This is a genomic window from Chryseobacterium sp. T16E-39, from assembly GCF_002216065.1.
GTDB lineage: Bacteria > Bacteroidota > Bacteroidia > Flavobacteriales > Weeksellaceae > Chryseobacterium.
Genome location: NZ_CP022282.1, coordinates 3,595,830 through 3,614,994, shown reverse-complemented (window position 1 = coordinate 3,614,994; position 19,165 = coordinate 3,595,830). Strand labels below are relative to the sequence as shown.

Genomic DNA, 19,165 nt, shown 5'->3' with positions numbered 1-19,165 from the left:
TCTTATGCCTAATTTATGATGAAAGTCATTGATATTTTTTTTAAGGCAAAAGCTCCACTGAATGTCAGTGGAGCTTTTTATTTAGTTAATTATGTTGATGTTTAAAATTTCATCCGTTGGATTCTTACTGCATTCAGGATGGCAATCAAAGAAACTCCCACATCTGCAAATACAGCTTCCCACATGGTGGCTAACCCTCCTGCACCCAGAATTAAAACAATTCCTTTTACAACAAATGCTAAAACGATATTTTGCCAAACAATCTGTTTTGTCTTTCTTCCAATATTAATTGCCATTGGAATTTTACTCGGCATATCATCTTGTATAACAACATCGGCAGTTTCAATCGTAGCATCACTTCCCAGTCCTCCCATAGCAATTCCTACATCACTTAAAGCAACGACCGGCGCATCATTTACTCCGTCGCCCACAAAAGCAACTGTCTGATTTTTTGCTTTGATCTCTTTTACCTTATTCACTTTATCCTCAGGAAGCAAATCACTATAAGCATTCTGGATTCCTAAAGCGTCTGCCACATATTTTACGACGGAGCTTTTATCACCACTTAGCATCGTTGTCTTTATATTTAATGCTTTCAGTTTGTTTATAGTCAATTGTGCATCTTCCTTAATGCTGTCCGCAATAGTAAGATAACCTACAAATCTTTTGTCATAAGCAACTGCGATTAATGTATAGACAATGTTATCCGGATTGATATCATATTGGATACTGAACTTATCCATTAACTTAAAGTTTCCAACCAGTAAGTCCTTTCCATTAATTGTTGCTTTCAAACCATGTCCCGCGATCTCTTCTACATTTTCCATTGGAATGGAATGATCTATTTCTCCAACATATTCGTGGATGGCAGTTGCTACCGGGTGAGTACTCTGACTTTCTAAAAGGTTGACCAGTTTCAGGATTTCATTTTTATCAAATTCAGATTTAAAATCTACTTCTTGTACTTTGAAAACCCCTTCCGTCATAGTTCCGGTTTTATCCATCACTACATTCTGAATATTGGCAAGAGCATCTAAGAAATTACTTCCTTTAAATAAAATCCCATTTCTGCTCCCTGCGCCAATTCCTCCAAAATAACCTAATGGGATAGAAATTACCAAAGCACACGGACAAGAGATCACAAGAAATACCAAAGCCCTGTACAACCAATCTTTAAATTGATAATCTGCTACAAAAAAGTAAGGCAATAATGTGATACATATAGCAAGAAGTACAACAATCGGAGTATATACTTTTGCAAATTTCCTGATGAATAATTCAGTTGGAGCTTTTTGTGCAGTTGCGTTTTGAACAAGTTCTAATATTTTGCTCAGCTTACTATCTTGGTAAGCTGTAGTCACCTTAACCTGGCTCACCGTATTCAGATTAATCATTCCTGCAAGAACGGTATCGCCTTTTGATTTTGTATCAGGTTTACTTTCACCCGTAAGTGCAGCTGTATTGAATGATGCAGAATCTGATAGTAACTCTCCATCCAGACCTAATTTTTCACCAGACTTCAATTGTATAATTTCACCGATACCTACCGTTTCCGCCTTTACAGTTTGTGGCTGACCGTTTTTTAAAACAGTTACCTCATCGGGACGTTGGTCCAGCAATGATTTGATGTTACTTTTTGCTCTTGTAACCGCTAACGTTTGAAATACTTCTCCAACGGCATAAAACAACATCACTGCCACCCCTTCCGGATACTGAGCAATAACAAATGCTCCAATCGTAGCAATTCCCATCAGGAAAAACTCCGAAAACACATCTCCTTTGATGATGCTTTCATAAGCTTCCCTCAATACGGGAAGTCCCACAGGAATATACGCAGCTGAATACCAAACAATGCGAACCCAGCCGGTAAACCATTCTGTTTTTATATAATTATCTAAAGCGACTCCTATCATTAATAGAACAAAAGAAATTACGGCAGGCAAAAACAGCTGAAAAGTCGTTTTGTCTGAGGTATCATGAGAGTGTCCGTGATCGTGACCATCTCCTTCAAAGTGATTGTGTTCTTTTTTTTGAGGTTTTGTATTACAGCATTCTTCCATAACTTATAATTTTCAACAAAATTAATTTTTAAACATGTGCAATACTATTGCAAACTTTCAAGACAGCTTTCACAAATGCCTTTTGCAAAAAGTCTTATTTCATCGATCCTGAAATTAGCCTGAACATCTTGAGGAAAAGATATATCCTCTCTGCATGTCGTCTGTTTACATATTTTACAATAGAAATGCAGATGCCAGTCTTTATGTGTTTTTTCATCACAGTCATCATCACAAAGTTTATACTTGGTGGTCGTATTTTCCTGTATACTGTGAACGATCCCTTTTTCTTCAAAGGTTTTTAAGGTCCTGTAAATTGTAGTCCGGTCCGCATTTTCAAAATAATCTTCGATCTCAGATAATGACAAAGCCACTTCCTGAGAGCTTAAAAAATCATAGACCAGAATCCTCATACTTGTGGGCTTGGTATTTTTATCTATGAGCTTATCTTCGATGTGTTTTTTCATTTTCATTATTTTTAAAATTAAGAATGGGTCACCCCTTCTTTATACCCCTCCTCTTCAATCTGAAAAGTAGTGTGACTGATTTTAAAGTTAGTCATTGTATCTTCTGTAAGCTTTTCTAACAGCTGATTTTGGGCCATTGTATCATCTTTAACAACATGAGCGCTCATGGCATTAACCCCAGAGGTAAGTGACCACACATGAAGATCATGCAGGTTTTTGACTCCCGGAATCTGTTCTAATGATGTCCGCAGCTGATCTATATCCACATCTTTTGGAGTACTCTCCAATAAAACATTTACAGCCTCTTTGAGAAGTCGCCATGTTCTTGGAAAGATCAGCAGTCCAATTGCTGCTGAGATTATCGGATCTGCATAGTACCAATTCGTAGTCAGCATAATAACACCTGCGATCATGACTCCTATGGAGGTCAGCATGTCAGAAAGCACTTCAAAATAGGCTCCTTTCATATTGAGACTTGCTTCAGAATCTTTTCTAAGAATCATCATCCCTACAATATTTACAATGAGACCGATCCCTGCCACAATCAGCATTGATTTACTCTGCACTTCCGGTGGATTCTGGAATCTTTGATATGCTTCATATAAAACATACAGAGAGATCCCAAGTAATACTACAGCATTAATTACCGCTGCTAAGATCTCCGTCCGATAATACCCAAAGGTCTTTTTAGAATCAGCCTTCCGCTCACCTATTTTTATAGCGATAAATGCTAAAAGCAACCCAACAACATCCGTAAGCATATGTGCTGCATCGGCAAGTAGGGCAAGGCTATTAGTAATAACTCCTCCGATTACCTCAGCAATAAGATATGTTCCACTCAAAGATAATACGATCAGAAGATTTTTCTTATGTTTACTCGCCGCTGAAACGGTCTGTGTATTTTTTTCGTCCATCATTTCAGAAAAGGTTTGATTACATTTCGTAGTATAAAGGATTTTCTTTCTTCATTGGAACATTCTTCTCCCCAATCATTTGTCTTATATTAATCTCAATCGTCTGCGCCAACGAAGTCATTGGTGTATCTACAGGTGTATTTTCAAATGGATCCTGCATAATAATCGAGGTCCTTTCTATTGCAATGAACATGGTAGGAACCAAGATCGTAATTGCAATCTCAACTATTAATTGGTTATCATCAAGACCAAAGGGTAGTATGGCAGCAAATACATAGATTAAAATATGAACAAGAATACTATATGATCTGGGGAAAACGGTATTTTTCAGTCTTTCACATTTTCCCATACTGTCACAAAGCTTAGTAATAGCATCATTAAGCTGTAATTGTTGAAATTCTGAAATAGATTTTACAGAAGCCGCTTCCCTCACCTGCCGGGAATGTTCATCCAGAAGGGCATTAGGAATATTTAAGGCCCGAATTTGATGAGTATCTATATATTCCTGTACCCGATTGGAAAAAGGTAATTTTCTTAAAGATTCCCCCAAAGCATACGTCCAAATAATCTGCCGCTCAGCAAATTCTCTTGTTTCCTTCTCTGGCAAAAACTGCATCACCAATCTGGTTAGCGTGCGGGAATCATTAACAATAGCTCCCCAAACAATCCTTGCCTCCCACCATCTTTCATAAGATTGTGATGTCCGGAAAGCCAATAACAGGGACACCGCAGTTCCCACAAGCGCAGGAACATTCAGTGGAAGTGATATTTTACGAAATCCCGGGAGCAAATCTAAAAGCCCTATGCACACTGCAAATATGAAAATAAAAAGGATTTGGGATTTGATTTCATTGATGAAATACCAAATGGATAATCTTTTGTTTAATAACATAATTATTTTTTTTTAATTAAGTTCTAATCCTTTATTACCTGTTATTCTCTAAAAATCTAGTTTTCATTTTTAATACTTTCAGAACAATGTAAATAATCATTGTAAGAATAGTACCTGAAATAAAAAATAAATTATGATCAGAATGATTTTTTACTGACTCCTGGATTAAATCAAACACCATGAAAACCAGAAACATTGCAAAAAGACCATTCTTTTCCTTCTTCAAAACCTTTTTCATACTGAAGGAGATCTCATTCTTCGTAAACAATCCTAAGTTAGGGATAAAAACCGGTACTTTAGATGCCCATCTTCTATATTTTTCACCGAACTTTCTTTCCAAAAACTGTTCTTCTGCATAAATTATCCTTTCATAGTAGATCCAATAAAAAAGAACAAATGAAATGATAAACCATAAATTCTCGGTGAACATAGCAAGTCCAAGCCACATCAAGAAGTTGCCCAAGTATAATGGATTCCTCACCATACTGTAAATTCCCGTTGTGTTGAGTGTATCAGCCACCTGCCCTTCGGCAGTATTTCTCCCTGATGTATTCCTAGGAGTATATCCCACCGTATATACCCTGATCCCTAGGCCTATAACACTTACTAATAAGCAAGCAAATTCGTAGAGAATGACACAGCTGGTCGTTTCTTCCTTTAAATTGTTTTGAATAGAAACTACTAAACCGATAAACAAAATACCTATCGGTAAAGTACTTCTATATTTAAACAACCAGTTTCCTTGTTTTTCAAGTTCTTCCTTTAGAGCCATCTTAGATTTTCCTGTTTGTTTTTTTGTGGTGACTTATTCCTCATGCTCACCGCCGTTGGTAAGTTTAGCATTAACAAAGAATGCACTTTTAACAACAATCTTAGTCTCAGGAGAGATTTCAGAAACCGGAGTTATCGCTGTATACCCCATATCAGAAGAGCCTTTCACCACTTCTATCTTTTCAAAGTTGATGGATTTCGTCTCTTTCTTGGGCTTTTCTACTTTGGGCTCTTCTTCGCTATGATCCTCTTCAGGTTTTTTATCTGTTTGAATAAAGACATAAAACTTACCATCTGCCTCTACAATAGCTTCATTAGGAATGGCGGGAGTTGTACTGTAGTCGAGACTTACAATTCCTGTAATATTCATTCCATCAATCAATCCCGTTTTATTTCCGGTAACATTACAATGCACTGAGATCGTTTTACTGTCATTCTCAAAAGAAGAACCTATACTATAGACTTTTGCATCGTATTCTGTCTCAGGATTATTGGTTAATTTAAAATGAACAATCTGACCCACCCTCATTTTCGGAAGATCTTTTTCAAAAACCTGTAAATCCAAATGAATCGATTGATTATCAATAATTTCAGCCACCGGAGAGGAAACATCTACATAACTTCCAATCTGTGCAGCAATACTACTGATCGTCCCACTGATAGGCGCCGTAATAACAAGCCCTGATCTCATATTAGCATTACTCACATTACCCGGGCTTATTCCCATCATTTGAAGCTGTCTTAATAAGGAAGCTTTTCTGGTTCTTAATGTTCTTAACTCTGAATCTGAGCTTTGAAGATTTTTCTTCGCTCCGGCATCATTATCAAAAAGTTCCCGCTGTCTTCTGTATTCCTGCTCTGCAAAAGTGATTCTGCTATTCGTAGTAAGATAATCTTCTTGCAGTCTGATAAATTCAGGATTGGCAATGGTGGCAATAACCTGTCCTTTACTGACAAAGCTTCCAACCTGTACATTCAGGGTTTTAATAATTCCTCCGTACAAGGACGTTACCGTTGCTTTGTTATTATTGGGTACGCGCAGCAGACCATTTGCTTTAATTGTTGAAGTAAGTTCCTTCATTTCAATTGTTCCCAAAGTGATTCCGACTGCCTTCATTTGTTCTTCTGTTAATGAAGCAATAGTTTGAGGGACTTCTGCGGGCTTCTCAGTTTTTTGTTCTGTTTTCCCCGCAGCAGTCTCAGCTTCATCTTTCTTTTTCCCACAACTTATGACCAATAAAGAAAGGAATGCAAAATATATGATGATGTGTTTTTTTCTCATTTTATTTATTAATTATTGAATTAATAGTAACTACAGATTGATTAACCCGTTGAATAGATTCTAAGTATTTTAATTGAATATTGGTAGCAGTTTGTAAGGCAAAAAGATACTCTACATAAGTAATTTCCCCTGTTTTGTATCCTAATTGGGCCGCTTTTACAATTTTATCAGCGTTAGGTATAGCCTGTCCGACATAGTAATTATACTGCTGCGTATCCTGTTGATATTGTGTAAAAGCATTTTCTAATTGTATAGAAAGTTGGTTTTTCTGATATTTTGCGTTGGCTTCTGCAACCTGTTTCTGATAGTCCAATGATTTAATTCTGGCCTTTGTAGCTCCAAAAGTCAATGGAATTGCAATCCCCAAAGTCACAGCACTAAAACGTCTTCCTGAATTATAAAATACTTCCTGTCCATTTTCAGGATATAGCCCCATCAATGAAAGATTGGTATATCCAATGCTGAAATCTGGTAATCCCTGTGCTTTCTCTACATTTTTATTTCTTTCAGCAATTTCCATTTCCTGATACAGAGCTTTTATTGAAGGATTATTATCTACAGCATTAGTATCCAGAACATTTTCTGCCTTTAAAGGTTCATAATTTCTGCTATAGGGAATTTCAAAATCTTCAGATGTATTGAGAAGAACCTTCAAATTTTTATATGCATTATTCAGATACACCTGATTTTGATTTAATAAAAGACTAATTTCACCCTGCTGTGTCTCAGCGGTACTTATTTCAATCTTTTTGATATCACCGGCCTTGAACCTTACGGTTGCAATACGGATAAAATCCCGGTATAGGCTGTCCAGACTCTTTAATTGTGTCTGATTATATTGTAAATATTCAATTTGAAAATAGTAAGAACGAACCTGTTTTACCAATTCATTAACTGAAATTTCCTTATCAACCTGTTTACTTTTTACGGTTTCAGAAATTAATTCTTTCCTTGCTTTAAATAGAGTAGGAAAAGGAATACTTTGTGAGATCGTAAAAGACTGATCAAACCGTGGACTGTTGTATTGTCCGAGCTGAGCACTAAAATCCAGTTTGGGTAATTCTTTCGCCGTGGGCTTCAATGCTTCCGCAGACTGAATACTCAAGTCTTTAGATTTTAGGGATAAATTATTCTCAACTGCCGTTTCCACAGCCTGTTCTACAGAAAGTGTTTTAGATTGAGCGCTTGTTATTTGTCCCATCATTAAAAACCCAAGAATAATTACCGGAGTTAATGGTTTCATCTTTATTTTCTTAAATGGAATTTTTGTATTAAAAATGATATACAACATCGGTAATACGAATAATGTCAGGAAGGTTGCTGAAATCAATCCACCGATCACGACTGTTGCCAAAGGTTTTTGAACTTCAGCTCCGGCACCCGTTGATATCGCCATTGGTAAAAATCCTAGTGACGCTACGGTAGCGGTCATCAATACAGGACGTAATCTTGTTTTCGTTCCTTCGATTACCCTTTTTAAAATGTCTTTTTCTCCTTCCTTTTCGAGTTCATTAAAAGTTCCTATCAAAACGATTCCGTTAAGTACCGCAACTCCAAATAAGGCAATGAATCCTATTCCAGCACTGATACTAAATGGCATTCCTCTTAACAACAAGGCAAATATCCCCCGATAGCACTCATTGGAATAGCCGTAAAGATGAGACCTGCCTGTTTAAAAGAGTGAAAAGTGAAGTACAGCAACATAAATATGAGGAATAATGAAATCGGTACAGCAATCGTTAACCGCTTACTTGCTTCCTGCAGATTTTCAAACTGACCTCCATAAGTAAAGTAATATCCCGATGGTAATTTTATCTGTTTATCAAGCTTCACCTGAATATCTTTTACCACACTTTCCACATCACGTCCTTTTACATTAAATCCTATCACAATTCTTCGTTTCCCCATTTCACGGCTTATCTGTGCAGGACCAAGCTTATAGCTTACATTGGCTACCTGTGATAAAGGAATCTGGGCTCCGGTATTGGTTGTGATCATCAGATTATTAACGTCATCTATGTTTGTCCGGTTAAGACTGTCCAAACGAACAACTAAATCAAAACGTCTTTCATTTTCGAAAACCTGACCTGTGCTCTTTCCTGCAAAAGCTGTACTTAAAGCATTATTAACGTCTTCAATATTAAGTCCATAATTGGCAATTCTTGTCCTGTCGTATTCTACATTGATTTGTGGAAGACCACTCACCTTTTCAATTTGTGGGGCCGTTGCTCCGTTAACAGACTGTATGGCTTTTCCAACTTTATCTGCATAAATCGAAAGTGAATCCAGGTTCTCGCCAAAAATCTTCACTGCCACATCCTGTCTGATCCCGGTCATCAATTCATTAAAACGCATTTGTATTGGTTGATTCTTTTCAAAGAACACTCCTGGAATTGCTTCTAATTTTTCACTGATCTCATCGGCAAGTTCCGTATACGATTTCTTTGTTTTCCATTCATTTTGAGGTTTTAAAACAACAATCATATCTGTAGCTTCCGGCGGCATTGGATCAGTTGGCACTTCTGCTGAACCCGTTTTTCCGACCACCATTTTTACCTCATCAAATTGCTTGATAATTCTGGAGGCTTGCATAGAAGTTTCAAGACTTTGACTTAAAGAGCTTCCCTGCGGTAAGATACAATGAAAGGCATAATCACCTTCCTGTAATTGTGGGATAAATTCACCTCCCATCCCCTTAAATATAAGGGCCGCAATTACAAAAATGAAAACCGTTATAGAGACAACCATGTATTTTACTTTAATGGCTTTTTGTAACAACGGCTGATAGATGCGTTGTAGAAAATCCATTATTTTATCACTGATCGTTTTTTTATTTTTAATATTTTTTGAAAGGAACAATGCACTCACCATTGGAATATAGGTCACAGACAAAATAGTTGCTCCTATGATTGCGAATCCTACGGTTTTTGCCATTGGTGTAAACATTTTCCCTTCTACTCCTGCCAGTGTCAGAATTGGAATATAGACAATCAGAATAATGACCTGTCCGAATATGGCACTGTTCATCATTTTTGATGCAGCGGTTCCCACTTCTTTATCCATCTGGATCTGAGTAAGCCTTCCTTTGCTTTTGTGATTGAGTAAATGCAACGTTGACTCAACAATAATTACCGCCCCATCTACAATTAATCCGAAGTCAATAGCTCCAAGGCTCATTAAGTTGGCGCTCACGCCAAAGACATTCATCATTCCTAAAGCAAATAGTAATGATAATGGAATAGCCGATGCTACGATAAGCCCTGCTCTAAGATTTCCAAGAAAAACAACAAGTACAAAGATGACAATCAATGCACCTTCTACTAAGTTCTTCTCTACTGTTTTCATTGCTCTTCCTACCAGATCAGTCCTGTCCAGAAAAGGCTCAATCACTACGTCATTGGGAAGAGATTTTTGAATAGTCGGTATTTTAGCTTTAATATTCGCTACTACTTCATTACTGTTTGCCCCTTTCAACATCATTACCACACCCCCTACAGCATCTACTTTTCCATTGAAAGTCATTGCCCCATATCGAACAGCGCTTCCAAAACGTACATCAGCAACATCTTTTATAAAAATGGGAACACTTCCGGTTTCATTTTTTACAGCAACATTTTTAACATCCTCTAAAGATTTCACCATTCCTATTCCACGAATAAAATAGGCATTAGGCTTCTTATCTATATAAGCACCACCCGTATTCTGGTTATTTTTTTCTAAAGCTGTAAAAATATCTGTAATACTTACTCCCATTGCCTTAAGACGGTTGGGATTGATCGCAACTTCATACTGTTTCAATTCACCACCAAAGCTATTTACTTCGGCAACTCCCGGAGTTCCATTAAGCTGTCTTCGTACAATCCAATCCTGCATGGTACGAAGTTCTTTGGCATTGTATTTTTTCTCACTCCCTTTTTTAGGGTGAAGAATATATTGATACACTTCTCCTAAACCGGTACTTACGGGAGCCAAATCTGGAGTCCCCACTCCTTTCGGAATTTCTTCCACAGCCTGTTTTAATTTTTCACTAATAAGCTGCCGGGCAAAATAGACGTCAACATCTTCTTTGAAAACGACGGTAATCACAGAAAGTCCAAATCTTGAGATACTTCTCGTATCCTGAATACCAGGAACGTTGGCTATACTCTGCTCAATGGGAAAAGTCACCAACTGCTCCACTTCCTGCCCTGCCAGTGTAGGACACACGGTAATAATCTGCACCTGATTATTGGTAATATCAGGTACGGCATCTATGGGTAATCTGGTAGCACTCCAGACTCCCCAGATAATCAATAACAAGGTCATGATACCGATGATAAACTTGTTATTGATGCTGAATTTTATTATTTTATCTAACACGAATAAGATTTATTTTATTGAAAATATATGCACGCTGGCATTGTAATATGTCAAGTGCAAAAATATCATGAAGATCCTTGCAATGTAATTGCAAAGTTTCACGTAAGGTTAGAAAGCATTACTTTCTAAGAGTCAATAAAATTAAATTTTAGGAGGTTGCCAGATATTTTCATATACCTGATAGGCAAAGTCGTTTTTATGAAAAAGGATCTTCTTTGAGAAGTAAGATGGTATTTGTTTGGGAATATTGATCTGAGGTTCCATTTTAAAAGCAGCAACTGTCATCTGACAACAATTGCAAACACATAATGGAGAACAGATATCACCCTGATCCTTTGAATGAGACTCTCCAACACTTAATGAAAAGTCTGTTTTAGAGGAACCCGATTGTTTATGCACATCTTCACATGGCATTACAGACAACACCACAAAATAAAATGCTAAAATCAATCTTAAGAAGTTCACTTTGACAAAGGTAGATTTTTTTATTAAAAAAATATTAAATCGAAAACATTAGAATTTTTTTTAAATAAACAGGCATTCAATTAAATCCGGATTAGCAGGAAGTGCTTTTCATACAGGTATAATTATAAGCAAAATGAATATTAAAACAAAGAAATTTTAAAAATAAACCAATAAAAATAATTTTTAATTTTTCTAATTAAATTTTTACACACTTGCAAATATCACCTTAAAAAAATCAAATAAACAATAATAAAAACATTAAAAAGCATAGAAATTTAACAATTAAATAAATTTAATAATAAAAATCATATATTTTTAATTCATTTTAATGGGATTTTTATTTATTTTCGCTCAATTAAAAACTTAATTTATCATGAGAGCACAAGTACTAACTTTTTACTACTCTTTTTTTTCGAATTCAAATAAAGGATATAATACAATTTTGCCACAATCTTATAATGATGATAAAAAATAACGCGAAAAACAGAGGTTAAAACTTAAAAAATTAAATCCCTTACATATAAAATTTGAAATAATAATCCGAGAAGATAAAATTGCTATTAAATACAAACTCAGCAGCATTTCATCTACTCACCCTAAATAAAACAATATGACAAGAAAATTACTTTCTCTACTATCTTTACTGGTAGGAGTGTTTGGTTTTTCTCAAACCGAAGTCTACTTCAAGTATGACGAAGCTGGAAACCAAAGGTATAGAGGAACAAACGTGAATGGCAAAAAAAGTCCTGATGAGCCAAAAAAAGAGCTACCAAAAATTCAGGAAATAAAAACCGCCACTACAAAACAAGATGTGGTTATCGATGAAAAAACATTTTGGAAACAGATTCGATTATACCCAGTTCCTGTTAATGATGTTCTCACTATTGATTGGACAGATGAAGTAGATGGATTAATCGAATCTGTTTCATTGTACCAACACAGTACAATTCACTGGAAATTTCAACAACAGAACCTTCCAACACTTAATAAAAGTCTAAAAATCAATATGTCCGAATATGATTGGGGTGTATATGTTTTAAACTTCACCTTAAAAGATGGACGAGTCTTCAGCAGAAATATTACCAAACGATAAACTATTAACCATAATAAGAAAAAGAATATGAAAATTCTTTCAGCAATAATACTTTCGCTGAGTTCGGTATGGGGCTATTCTCAGACCCGTGAACAGAAAGAAAGTATATCGAGAACAGCTCAGCACCAACAAAGTTCCGTTCTAGCAAAGACTGGTTCAGTAACAGAAGATCCCGGCGGAGGACCTTCCGACTCTGGGGCTGGAGCCAATAACCCATCTGGAACTTTTGCGCCTCAAAATGAAAGCTTTTATAATACAAAAGGAAATATTGACGTTACCGCATCTGGACAACTACAATTCAATCTACCCATTGCCTTGCCACCAGGAATAAAAGACGTTGCCCCAAGTTTAAATTTATCTTATCTAAGTGGATCAGGAAATGGGATCGCAGGATATGGATGGAGTATTTCCGGGATAACGACTATAACTAGAGCTGGAAAATCAATTGAAAAAGACGGCGAATCAAAGGCTATGCAGTTAGATTATTCAGATTACTATAGTTTTAATGGACAAAGACTAATTCTAAAATCAGGACAGTATGGCAAAGATGGAGCTGAGTACGTAACAGAAAAATATTCTAATGTTAAAATAAAATCTCTAGGGTCTGTATATGCCCAGCCCTGGCAAGGTCCTGAATACTGGGAAATTACTTTTGAAGATGGATCTCAAGCATGGTACGGAGCTACCACTACCGGCAATAGTACCGCAAGAACACCTATAGAATATAACATTGTTAAATGGAGAGATAAAAAAGGAAATTATATTTCTTACAATTATACTCAAAGTAGTAGTATTGCATTGATTAATAATATTCAATGGGGAGGAAATGAAGATGTAGGAAAGCCTCATTTCAATAGAGTTGACTTTCATTATTCTTCCAGAAATATTCCTGAATCATCATATTTAAAAGGTATTGGATTTATACAGTACTCTATACTAAGTACTATTACTGTATATACGGAGTCAACTATTTTTAAAAGCTATACTATTAATTATTCTACTTCAGAAAAAATTAATGATGACAGCAATAGACTTGTCAACTATCAATTTGTAAAAAGTGTTACGGAAGGAAATAGCATCAATGATCCTGCAAACCCCGTCCTTTTCGCAGCAAAACCACTTAAAACCAAAGTGGATGAATATGGTTTTGGAGATTATAGCGATGTTATTACTACCGGCGATTATAATGGAGATAGTTTAGTAGATTTTGTAGTAAAACAGCCAGCTCAAAGTGGCAGACCTGAAGGATACTATATTTATTTTGATGTTTTCAATAACACAAGTCCGAACTATGTATATTTGGGAAGCAGTGCAACATATCAGGCTGGTAAGCTATTAAACTTTAATATTAAACCATCCGATAATATTGTAAAAACCAAGCAAGGATTATTATTTATTAAAGCACTTCCTGTAGATGACCATACCACAGGAAATATAGATTTAAAATACTATTCAATTAAAACTGATGGATCAGTTTTAAATACATTAAATAATCCTTTAATTACGGAATATTCTAAAACGGTAAATCCAACAGCGTATGTCTATCCTACGAATTTTTATCCCTTGAATAATATTCCTGCTAATTATGGCATTTCTGATTTTTCCCAACTGGAAGACCCTAAAGAGGTGGATATTAATTTAGATGGAATGTCTGAACTTATTTTTGCCATTAAGGATTCTAGATGTTTCCGTAGCCAGACAACTTTAACCTGGTCTTGTAATCATTTAGGTTATCGATATGCTGTTGTTGATGACGCTGACATAGCATCGGGTGACATCCATATTATTAGTAATGCCAATACTCAGGTCAATAAAAGTATATTGAGTAAATCAGGGATTATGGATTTTGACAATAATGGAAAAACTGATATTATTTTTGCAGAATCAGCCAGTCAAAATACCAATGTCTCTTTTTCTACAAAAAATTATGTCTTTGATTATTACCCACCTATTGTTAGAAATATTTCTACTCCTCTTAACAATCTGCGTCAATATGAGCTGGTAAAAGGAGGCAATTCTTATTATATCAGTTTAAAAAAGACCCATACTGTTAAAGGGCTTCTCGATGGTATTCAATATGGAGATCTTAATGGAGATAGAAATATGGAAGTTCTTATTCCATTACATGAAAATGCAACCAATGATGATTATCAAACAGGATGGGCAATTTATTTAAATGATGGCCTAGGCTTAAATGAAAGCCTTCAAGGCCTGATGTATTACAGATCTTCTACTTCTGCTTCTACAGGCCTTGTAAATTATTCGAATACGAGCCTAATTGACCTAGATGGAGATGGGAAAAGTGATATCGTCAACTCGATTGTTACCCATGCTCCAGCTCTTCAATTATCTACATGGAGAATAGATAGTTACGGGGAAGCTCAATATAATATTGGCGACCCTGAATTTAGATGGAAATTTAATGCTCAAAGATTATATTATTCTGAAAGACCTAAATATGTTGTGTCACCTTTATTTGGAGATTTCAAAATTAATAATTCAACTTCAAAAGTTCTATTCTTGTTAAAAGGAATTGACAGCGGTGAAAGAAAATTGATCAGCTATCAGCATTTCAATCTAAATAATGATAAGAACATCTCTACAATATCTCAGGCAAATCTCATTTACAATATTGATTACAAAGAGCTTGATCCAGTTATCAACCCTAATATGTATGCCCCTATCAAAAAGGAGCAATATCCTTATGTTGAAATGGATAGACTCTCGCAAACTTTTGCAGTCACACAGATAAGATTATTCAATCGAAAGCAGGATTTCAGATATAGGGGTCATATTGCCCACTTACAAGGAAGAGGAGTAGTCGGTTTTCGTCAGGTAGCCCGTTCATCGTGGTACGCTGATGGATTTGAAAATACAAAGATCTGGAGTGGAACAGAAATAGATCCTTTGAAGGAAGCACTTCCTGTTAAAGAATGGTCAATAAGAACAAACGATGAAAATAAGATTTTCCCTACAGATTTATCAATCAATAACACCCAACTTTTATCATTCAAGTCAACGGATTATAAAATAGATAAATTATTAGACGGGCAGGTTGTATCCACTGTTCCAGATATTGATAGATCCAGAGCAGTAACAGCAATTGTACCTTCTTCCAATCTTTCGAAGGACTTTCTAAACAACACTACAACAAATACGTCTGTCACTTACGGAAATCTTTATTTACCATCTGTTATAACAACTACAGTTAATGGCAACTTCTCTACATCAACTAAAAAATTTGGCTATTTCAATAATCCTACAGGGCAAGGAAAAGATTATTATATAGGTCGCCTATCCGCCAAGATAGAAGAGAAAAAAGCTTATTCAAGCACCCACCTGATGGCGGAATACTATACTTATGAAAATAATCTTTTAAAAACAAATACGACCATTGCCGGAACTGATTTTGACAATGCTATTGTAGATGAATTTACTTACGATGGATTCGGAAATCTTACTGAAAAATTAACACGAACCGGTTATAATACAACGACTCGTATCCAAAAGAATGTGTATGATCCTAAAGGTAAATTTCTTATCAAGCAAATTGATAACTTAGGCCTTGTTACTGATATTACTTATAATAATTGGGGGCAAGTAATAAGTAAAACCGATCCATCAGGAAACAGTATTGTAAGTACTTATAATGAGTGGGGCACATTGATGAAAGTGAAATCAAACCTAAGTGGCTCCACTTCTTATCAGCATATCAGAGATACTAATGGAAACATTACAGTTGTTCAATATGATGCCGATGGAAATATTTCAAGAAAATTCACCAATGCTCTGGGACAGGAATATAAAACTCATACTAAAGGATTTAATGCCGGTACATTCATTGCAACTTACACATTTTATGATGCTATAGGAAGGAAAATACGTGAATCTGAACCTTTCGTTGACATGGCTACTGAAGAACCTCAATTCCCAGTAACTTTACGATGGAATGTAATTAATTATGACGACACAGTCTTTCCTTCTAAAATAACGGCAACGGCTTTGGCAAAGCTTGATAGCCAATGGCAGGTTTCTACTTTTATAGGTAAAAAGGTAGAAACTTCAGTATCCGGTCTAACTACAACAGTTAGAGAGATAAATGGCTACAACAGAACATCCTCAAAGACAGCAGATGCTCTTGGAAACATCATCTCAAGTACAGATCCGGGAGGAATTATTAATTTCCTTTATAATGCAGATGGACAGCAGATACAAGCAAAATATGGTGACAACATTGTAACAACGAAATATGATGCATGGGGTAGAAAAATAGAACTTAATGATCCGTCTAATGGCTTATATAAATATGAATATAACGGATTTAGCCAACCTGTAAAACTTATCAGCCCTAAGGGAACTAAAGAATACAGCTATAATAATTTGAGTCAACTTATTTCTCAAACGGAAATTTCTACAGCAGATAATGGGCAAGCAACTAACAAGACCATCACATATACATATGATGATAAAGGAAGATTAACTTTAAGATCAGGAACATCTAAAGGAAAAGGATTTAGCTCAAATGTGGTATATGATCCTCAAGGAAGAGTTTTGTCTACATCAGAAAATAGTAATGGTAAATATTTTACTCAGAAGGGAATTACTTACGACGACAAGGCAAGAGTAATCTCATATGAAAAAAGCATAAATTCTTCAGGATTGCTTACCAAAGTAAATGTCGAAAATGTTTACAATACATGGAATGGTGAGTTGTATCAGATAAAAGATAAAAACTCAGGGAAAATTCTTTGGACATTATTAGAAACCAATCTTAAAGGACAAACATTAAAGGCAAATTTAGGAAAATCAAAAATTTTTAATACCTACGATGAAAGTGGTTATCTAACTAATATTGATCATCAACATTGGACTCAGCAAGCCGGAATTCCTAGTATTTTATTTGTTAATTATACTTTTGACGGAGTAAAAAATGAGCTAAAAACTAGAAATACATTAGGTGATTTCAGCATCTCTGAGACATTTACTTATGATGATAATAATCGTCTAATTAAATGGACTAATCCAAGAACAGGACAGCTTTCACAAAACATTTATGATGCAAAAGGTAGAATCTTAGAAAATGACCAGATAGGAACCATGAAGTATGAAAATACTTCGAAGGTTTATCAACCGACAGGAATGACCCTTAATAATACTGGCGTACAGAATTATAATAATGATCTCATTCAAAGTATTGTTTATAATGAAAATAATGACCCCGTATTTATTGACGGTGAAAAAGGGGACGTTGCATTCCAATATGGATTAACAAGCATGAGACAACAAGTTACTTACGGTGGTAACTTTGGTAGTAATGGAGAAGGTAAATTCACTAAATATTACAGTGAAGACGGAAGCTTTGAAGTAGTAAGAGAGAATGCTACCGGCAAAGAAAAACACATTCTCTACATTGGAGGCACTCCATATGAAAGCAATATTATTTTTCTCAAAAATTACGATGAGGCCAGTGGTTCATACAAATTTTTACACAAAGATTATATCGGAAGTATACTAGCTATTAGTGACGAAGATGGAAATAAACTAGAACAAAGACATTATGACGCATGGGGTAATTTCACTCATCTTAAAATAGGAAATGGTGCTGTTGTTACCGATAAAAATATTATTGATAATGCTTCGTTATTACTGGACAGGGGCTACACTAGTCATGAACATTTTGCAGAAGTGGGAATCATCCACATGAACGGTAGGCTTTACGACCCTTTATTACGTAGATTCCTTAATGCAGATGAAAATATTCAAGATCCTACCAATACTCAAAATTATAATAAGTATGGTTACGTAATGAATAATCCTTTGATGTTTAATGATCCAAATGGTGAGTTTTTTATTGCTATCAGTATACCTATTTTAATTATCGGAGCACTAAAAGCTGTTATGATTGGAGCATTAATCTATACCGGAATGGCTGCTCTTACAGGAAACGCAAGCAAGGCAGGCTTTTTGAAAAGTGTCCTAACTTCTTTTGTAATGGGAGGCTTATCTGCTGGTGTTGGTGCTCTCAATGTATTCGGTAACGGATTCTGGGGAACAGTAGCTCAGGGTGCTGCACTAGGTGCTGCTGGTGGGGCTATTGATGCTGCCGTAAATAACACCAATGTTCTTCAAGGAATTGTAAAAGGAGCTGCAATGGGAGGAGCAATTGCTGCTGTCAGCTATACTGTAAGATATTACACAACTTCTACCGGTACAAAAACCAGCGCCATAGAAGATACGGCCGAAAATACAGTTGATGGAAAAACTCCTGTTGGTGACAGATCTTATGCAAGGGATTTGTATGAAAAACAATTTGGAACACAATCTGGTCTTGACAAAAATGATATTTATAATAGAGCAATACCTGGTGGAGAAATGACGTGTGATTGTAGTGAGGGTGTAATCAAATATACTGAAGTTAAAGAAAGCGGAGAAAAAGTTGTAAAAAGAGCTCTAGGCGTTACTGAAAGCACTACTGTTGACAGAGGATTCCTTAAGGGAAAGGTAAATGTCCATAAAATATATTTATCCCATAAGGCATTTGCTAGTAGAGAGCAATTAGCCTATGTAATGCAACATGAACTGGGACATGTAAGGATATATAATGGAGGAGAAGATCTAAGAAAAGCAGCAAAAAAGGAAATACAATTGAGTGGCTCAGCCTTAGATTATTCAAGTTTATTAGATAATGCGGGACATTATCATATTCAACAATATGGAACTAGTTTCTTAGAAAATAATGGCTGGAATTTAAAATCTGCAATTCCATCAAATATTTTCAATAGTGCTAACTTTAAAATGTACAATCAAAGTATTTATAATGCATTAAAAAATACTGACTTTAAAATAAATATAAATTTTAAATAGT

The 19,165-nt window shown here is 35.6% G+C and carries 9 protein-coding genes and 1 pseudogene; 2 read left to right on the top strand and 8 right to left on the bottom strand.

Features of this window, described 5'->3' with window-relative positions; translation table 11 throughout:
* Positions 1–101: 101 nt before the first annotated feature.
* The 8 genes and pseudogenes from CEY12_RS16315 to CEY12_RS16280 form a co-directional block, all read right to left on the bottom strand.
* Positions 102–1,751: a heavy metal translocating P-type ATPase gene (locus CEY12_RS16315; protein ID WP_410493970.1), complete on the bottom strand. Its 1,650-nt coding sequence runs from the start codon at positions 1,749–1,751 to the stop codon at positions 102–104.
* 353 nt (positions 1,752–2,104) lie between these two features.
* Complete coding sequence (locus tag CEY12_RS16310) at positions 2,105–2,524, bottom strand: Fur family transcriptional regulator (RefSeq protein WP_089029903.1); 420 nt, start codon at positions 2,522–2,524, stop codon at positions 2,105–2,107.
* A gap of 17 nt (positions 2,525–2,541) precedes the next feature.
* Positions 2,542–3,438, bottom strand: a complete 897-nt coding sequence (locus CEY12_RS16305) for a cation diffusion facilitator family transporter (RefSeq protein ID WP_089028700.1) — start codon at positions 3,436–3,438, stop codon at positions 2,542–2,544.
* A 19-nt stretch (positions 3,439–3,457) separates the two neighbouring features.
* Positions 3,458–4,330 (bottom strand): bestrophin family protein, encoded by an 873-nt coding sequence (locus tag CEY12_RS16300; RefSeq protein ID WP_089028699.1) that lies wholly within the window; start codon positions 4,328–4,330, stop codon positions 3,458–3,460.
* Between the two features lie 34 nt (positions 4,331–4,364).
* On the bottom strand, positions 4,365–5,102 hold the full coding sequence (locus CEY12_RS16295; RefSeq protein ID WP_089028698.1) for a methyltransferase family protein: 738 nt from the start codon (positions 5,100–5,102) through the stop codon (positions 4,365–4,367).
* 33 nt (positions 5,103–5,135) lie between these two features.
* Entirely contained in the window at positions 5,136–6,383 is a 1,248-nt protein-coding gene (locus CEY12_RS16290) for an efflux RND transporter periplasmic adaptor subunit (protein ID WP_089028697.1), read from the bottom strand.
* Between the two features lies 1 nt (position 6,384).
* Positions 6,385–10,742 (bottom strand): annotated as a pseudogene (locus tag CEY12_RS16285) (CusA/CzcA family heavy metal efflux RND transporter).
* A gap of 141 nt (positions 10,743–10,883) precedes the next feature.
* The gene (locus CEY12_RS16280) at positions 10,884–11,207 is read right to left on the bottom strand and encodes a DUF6660 family protein (protein WP_089028696.1); all 324 of its coding nucleotides are present in this window, start codon (positions 11,205–11,207) and stop codon (positions 10,884–10,886) included.
* A gap of 610 nt (positions 11,208–11,817) precedes the next feature.
* On the opposite strand from CEY12_RS16280, the gene CEY12_RS16275 reads away from it, so the two are divergent.
* Together CEY12_RS16275 and CEY12_RS16270 are read left to right on the top strand one after the other, a co-directional pair.
* Positions 11,818–12,300 carry a hypothetical protein gene (locus CEY12_RS16275; protein ID WP_089028695.1) on the top strand — a complete coding sequence of 161 codons (483 nt, stop codon included), beginning with the start codon at positions 11,818–11,820 and terminating at the stop codon, positions 12,298–12,300.
* Between the two features lie 27 nt (positions 12,301–12,327).
* Positions 12,328–19,164, top strand: a complete 6,837-nt coding sequence (locus CEY12_RS16270) for an RHS repeat domain-containing protein (protein ID WP_089028694.1) — start codon at positions 12,328–12,330, stop codon at positions 19,162–19,164.
* Position 19,165 lies beyond the last annotated feature (1 nt).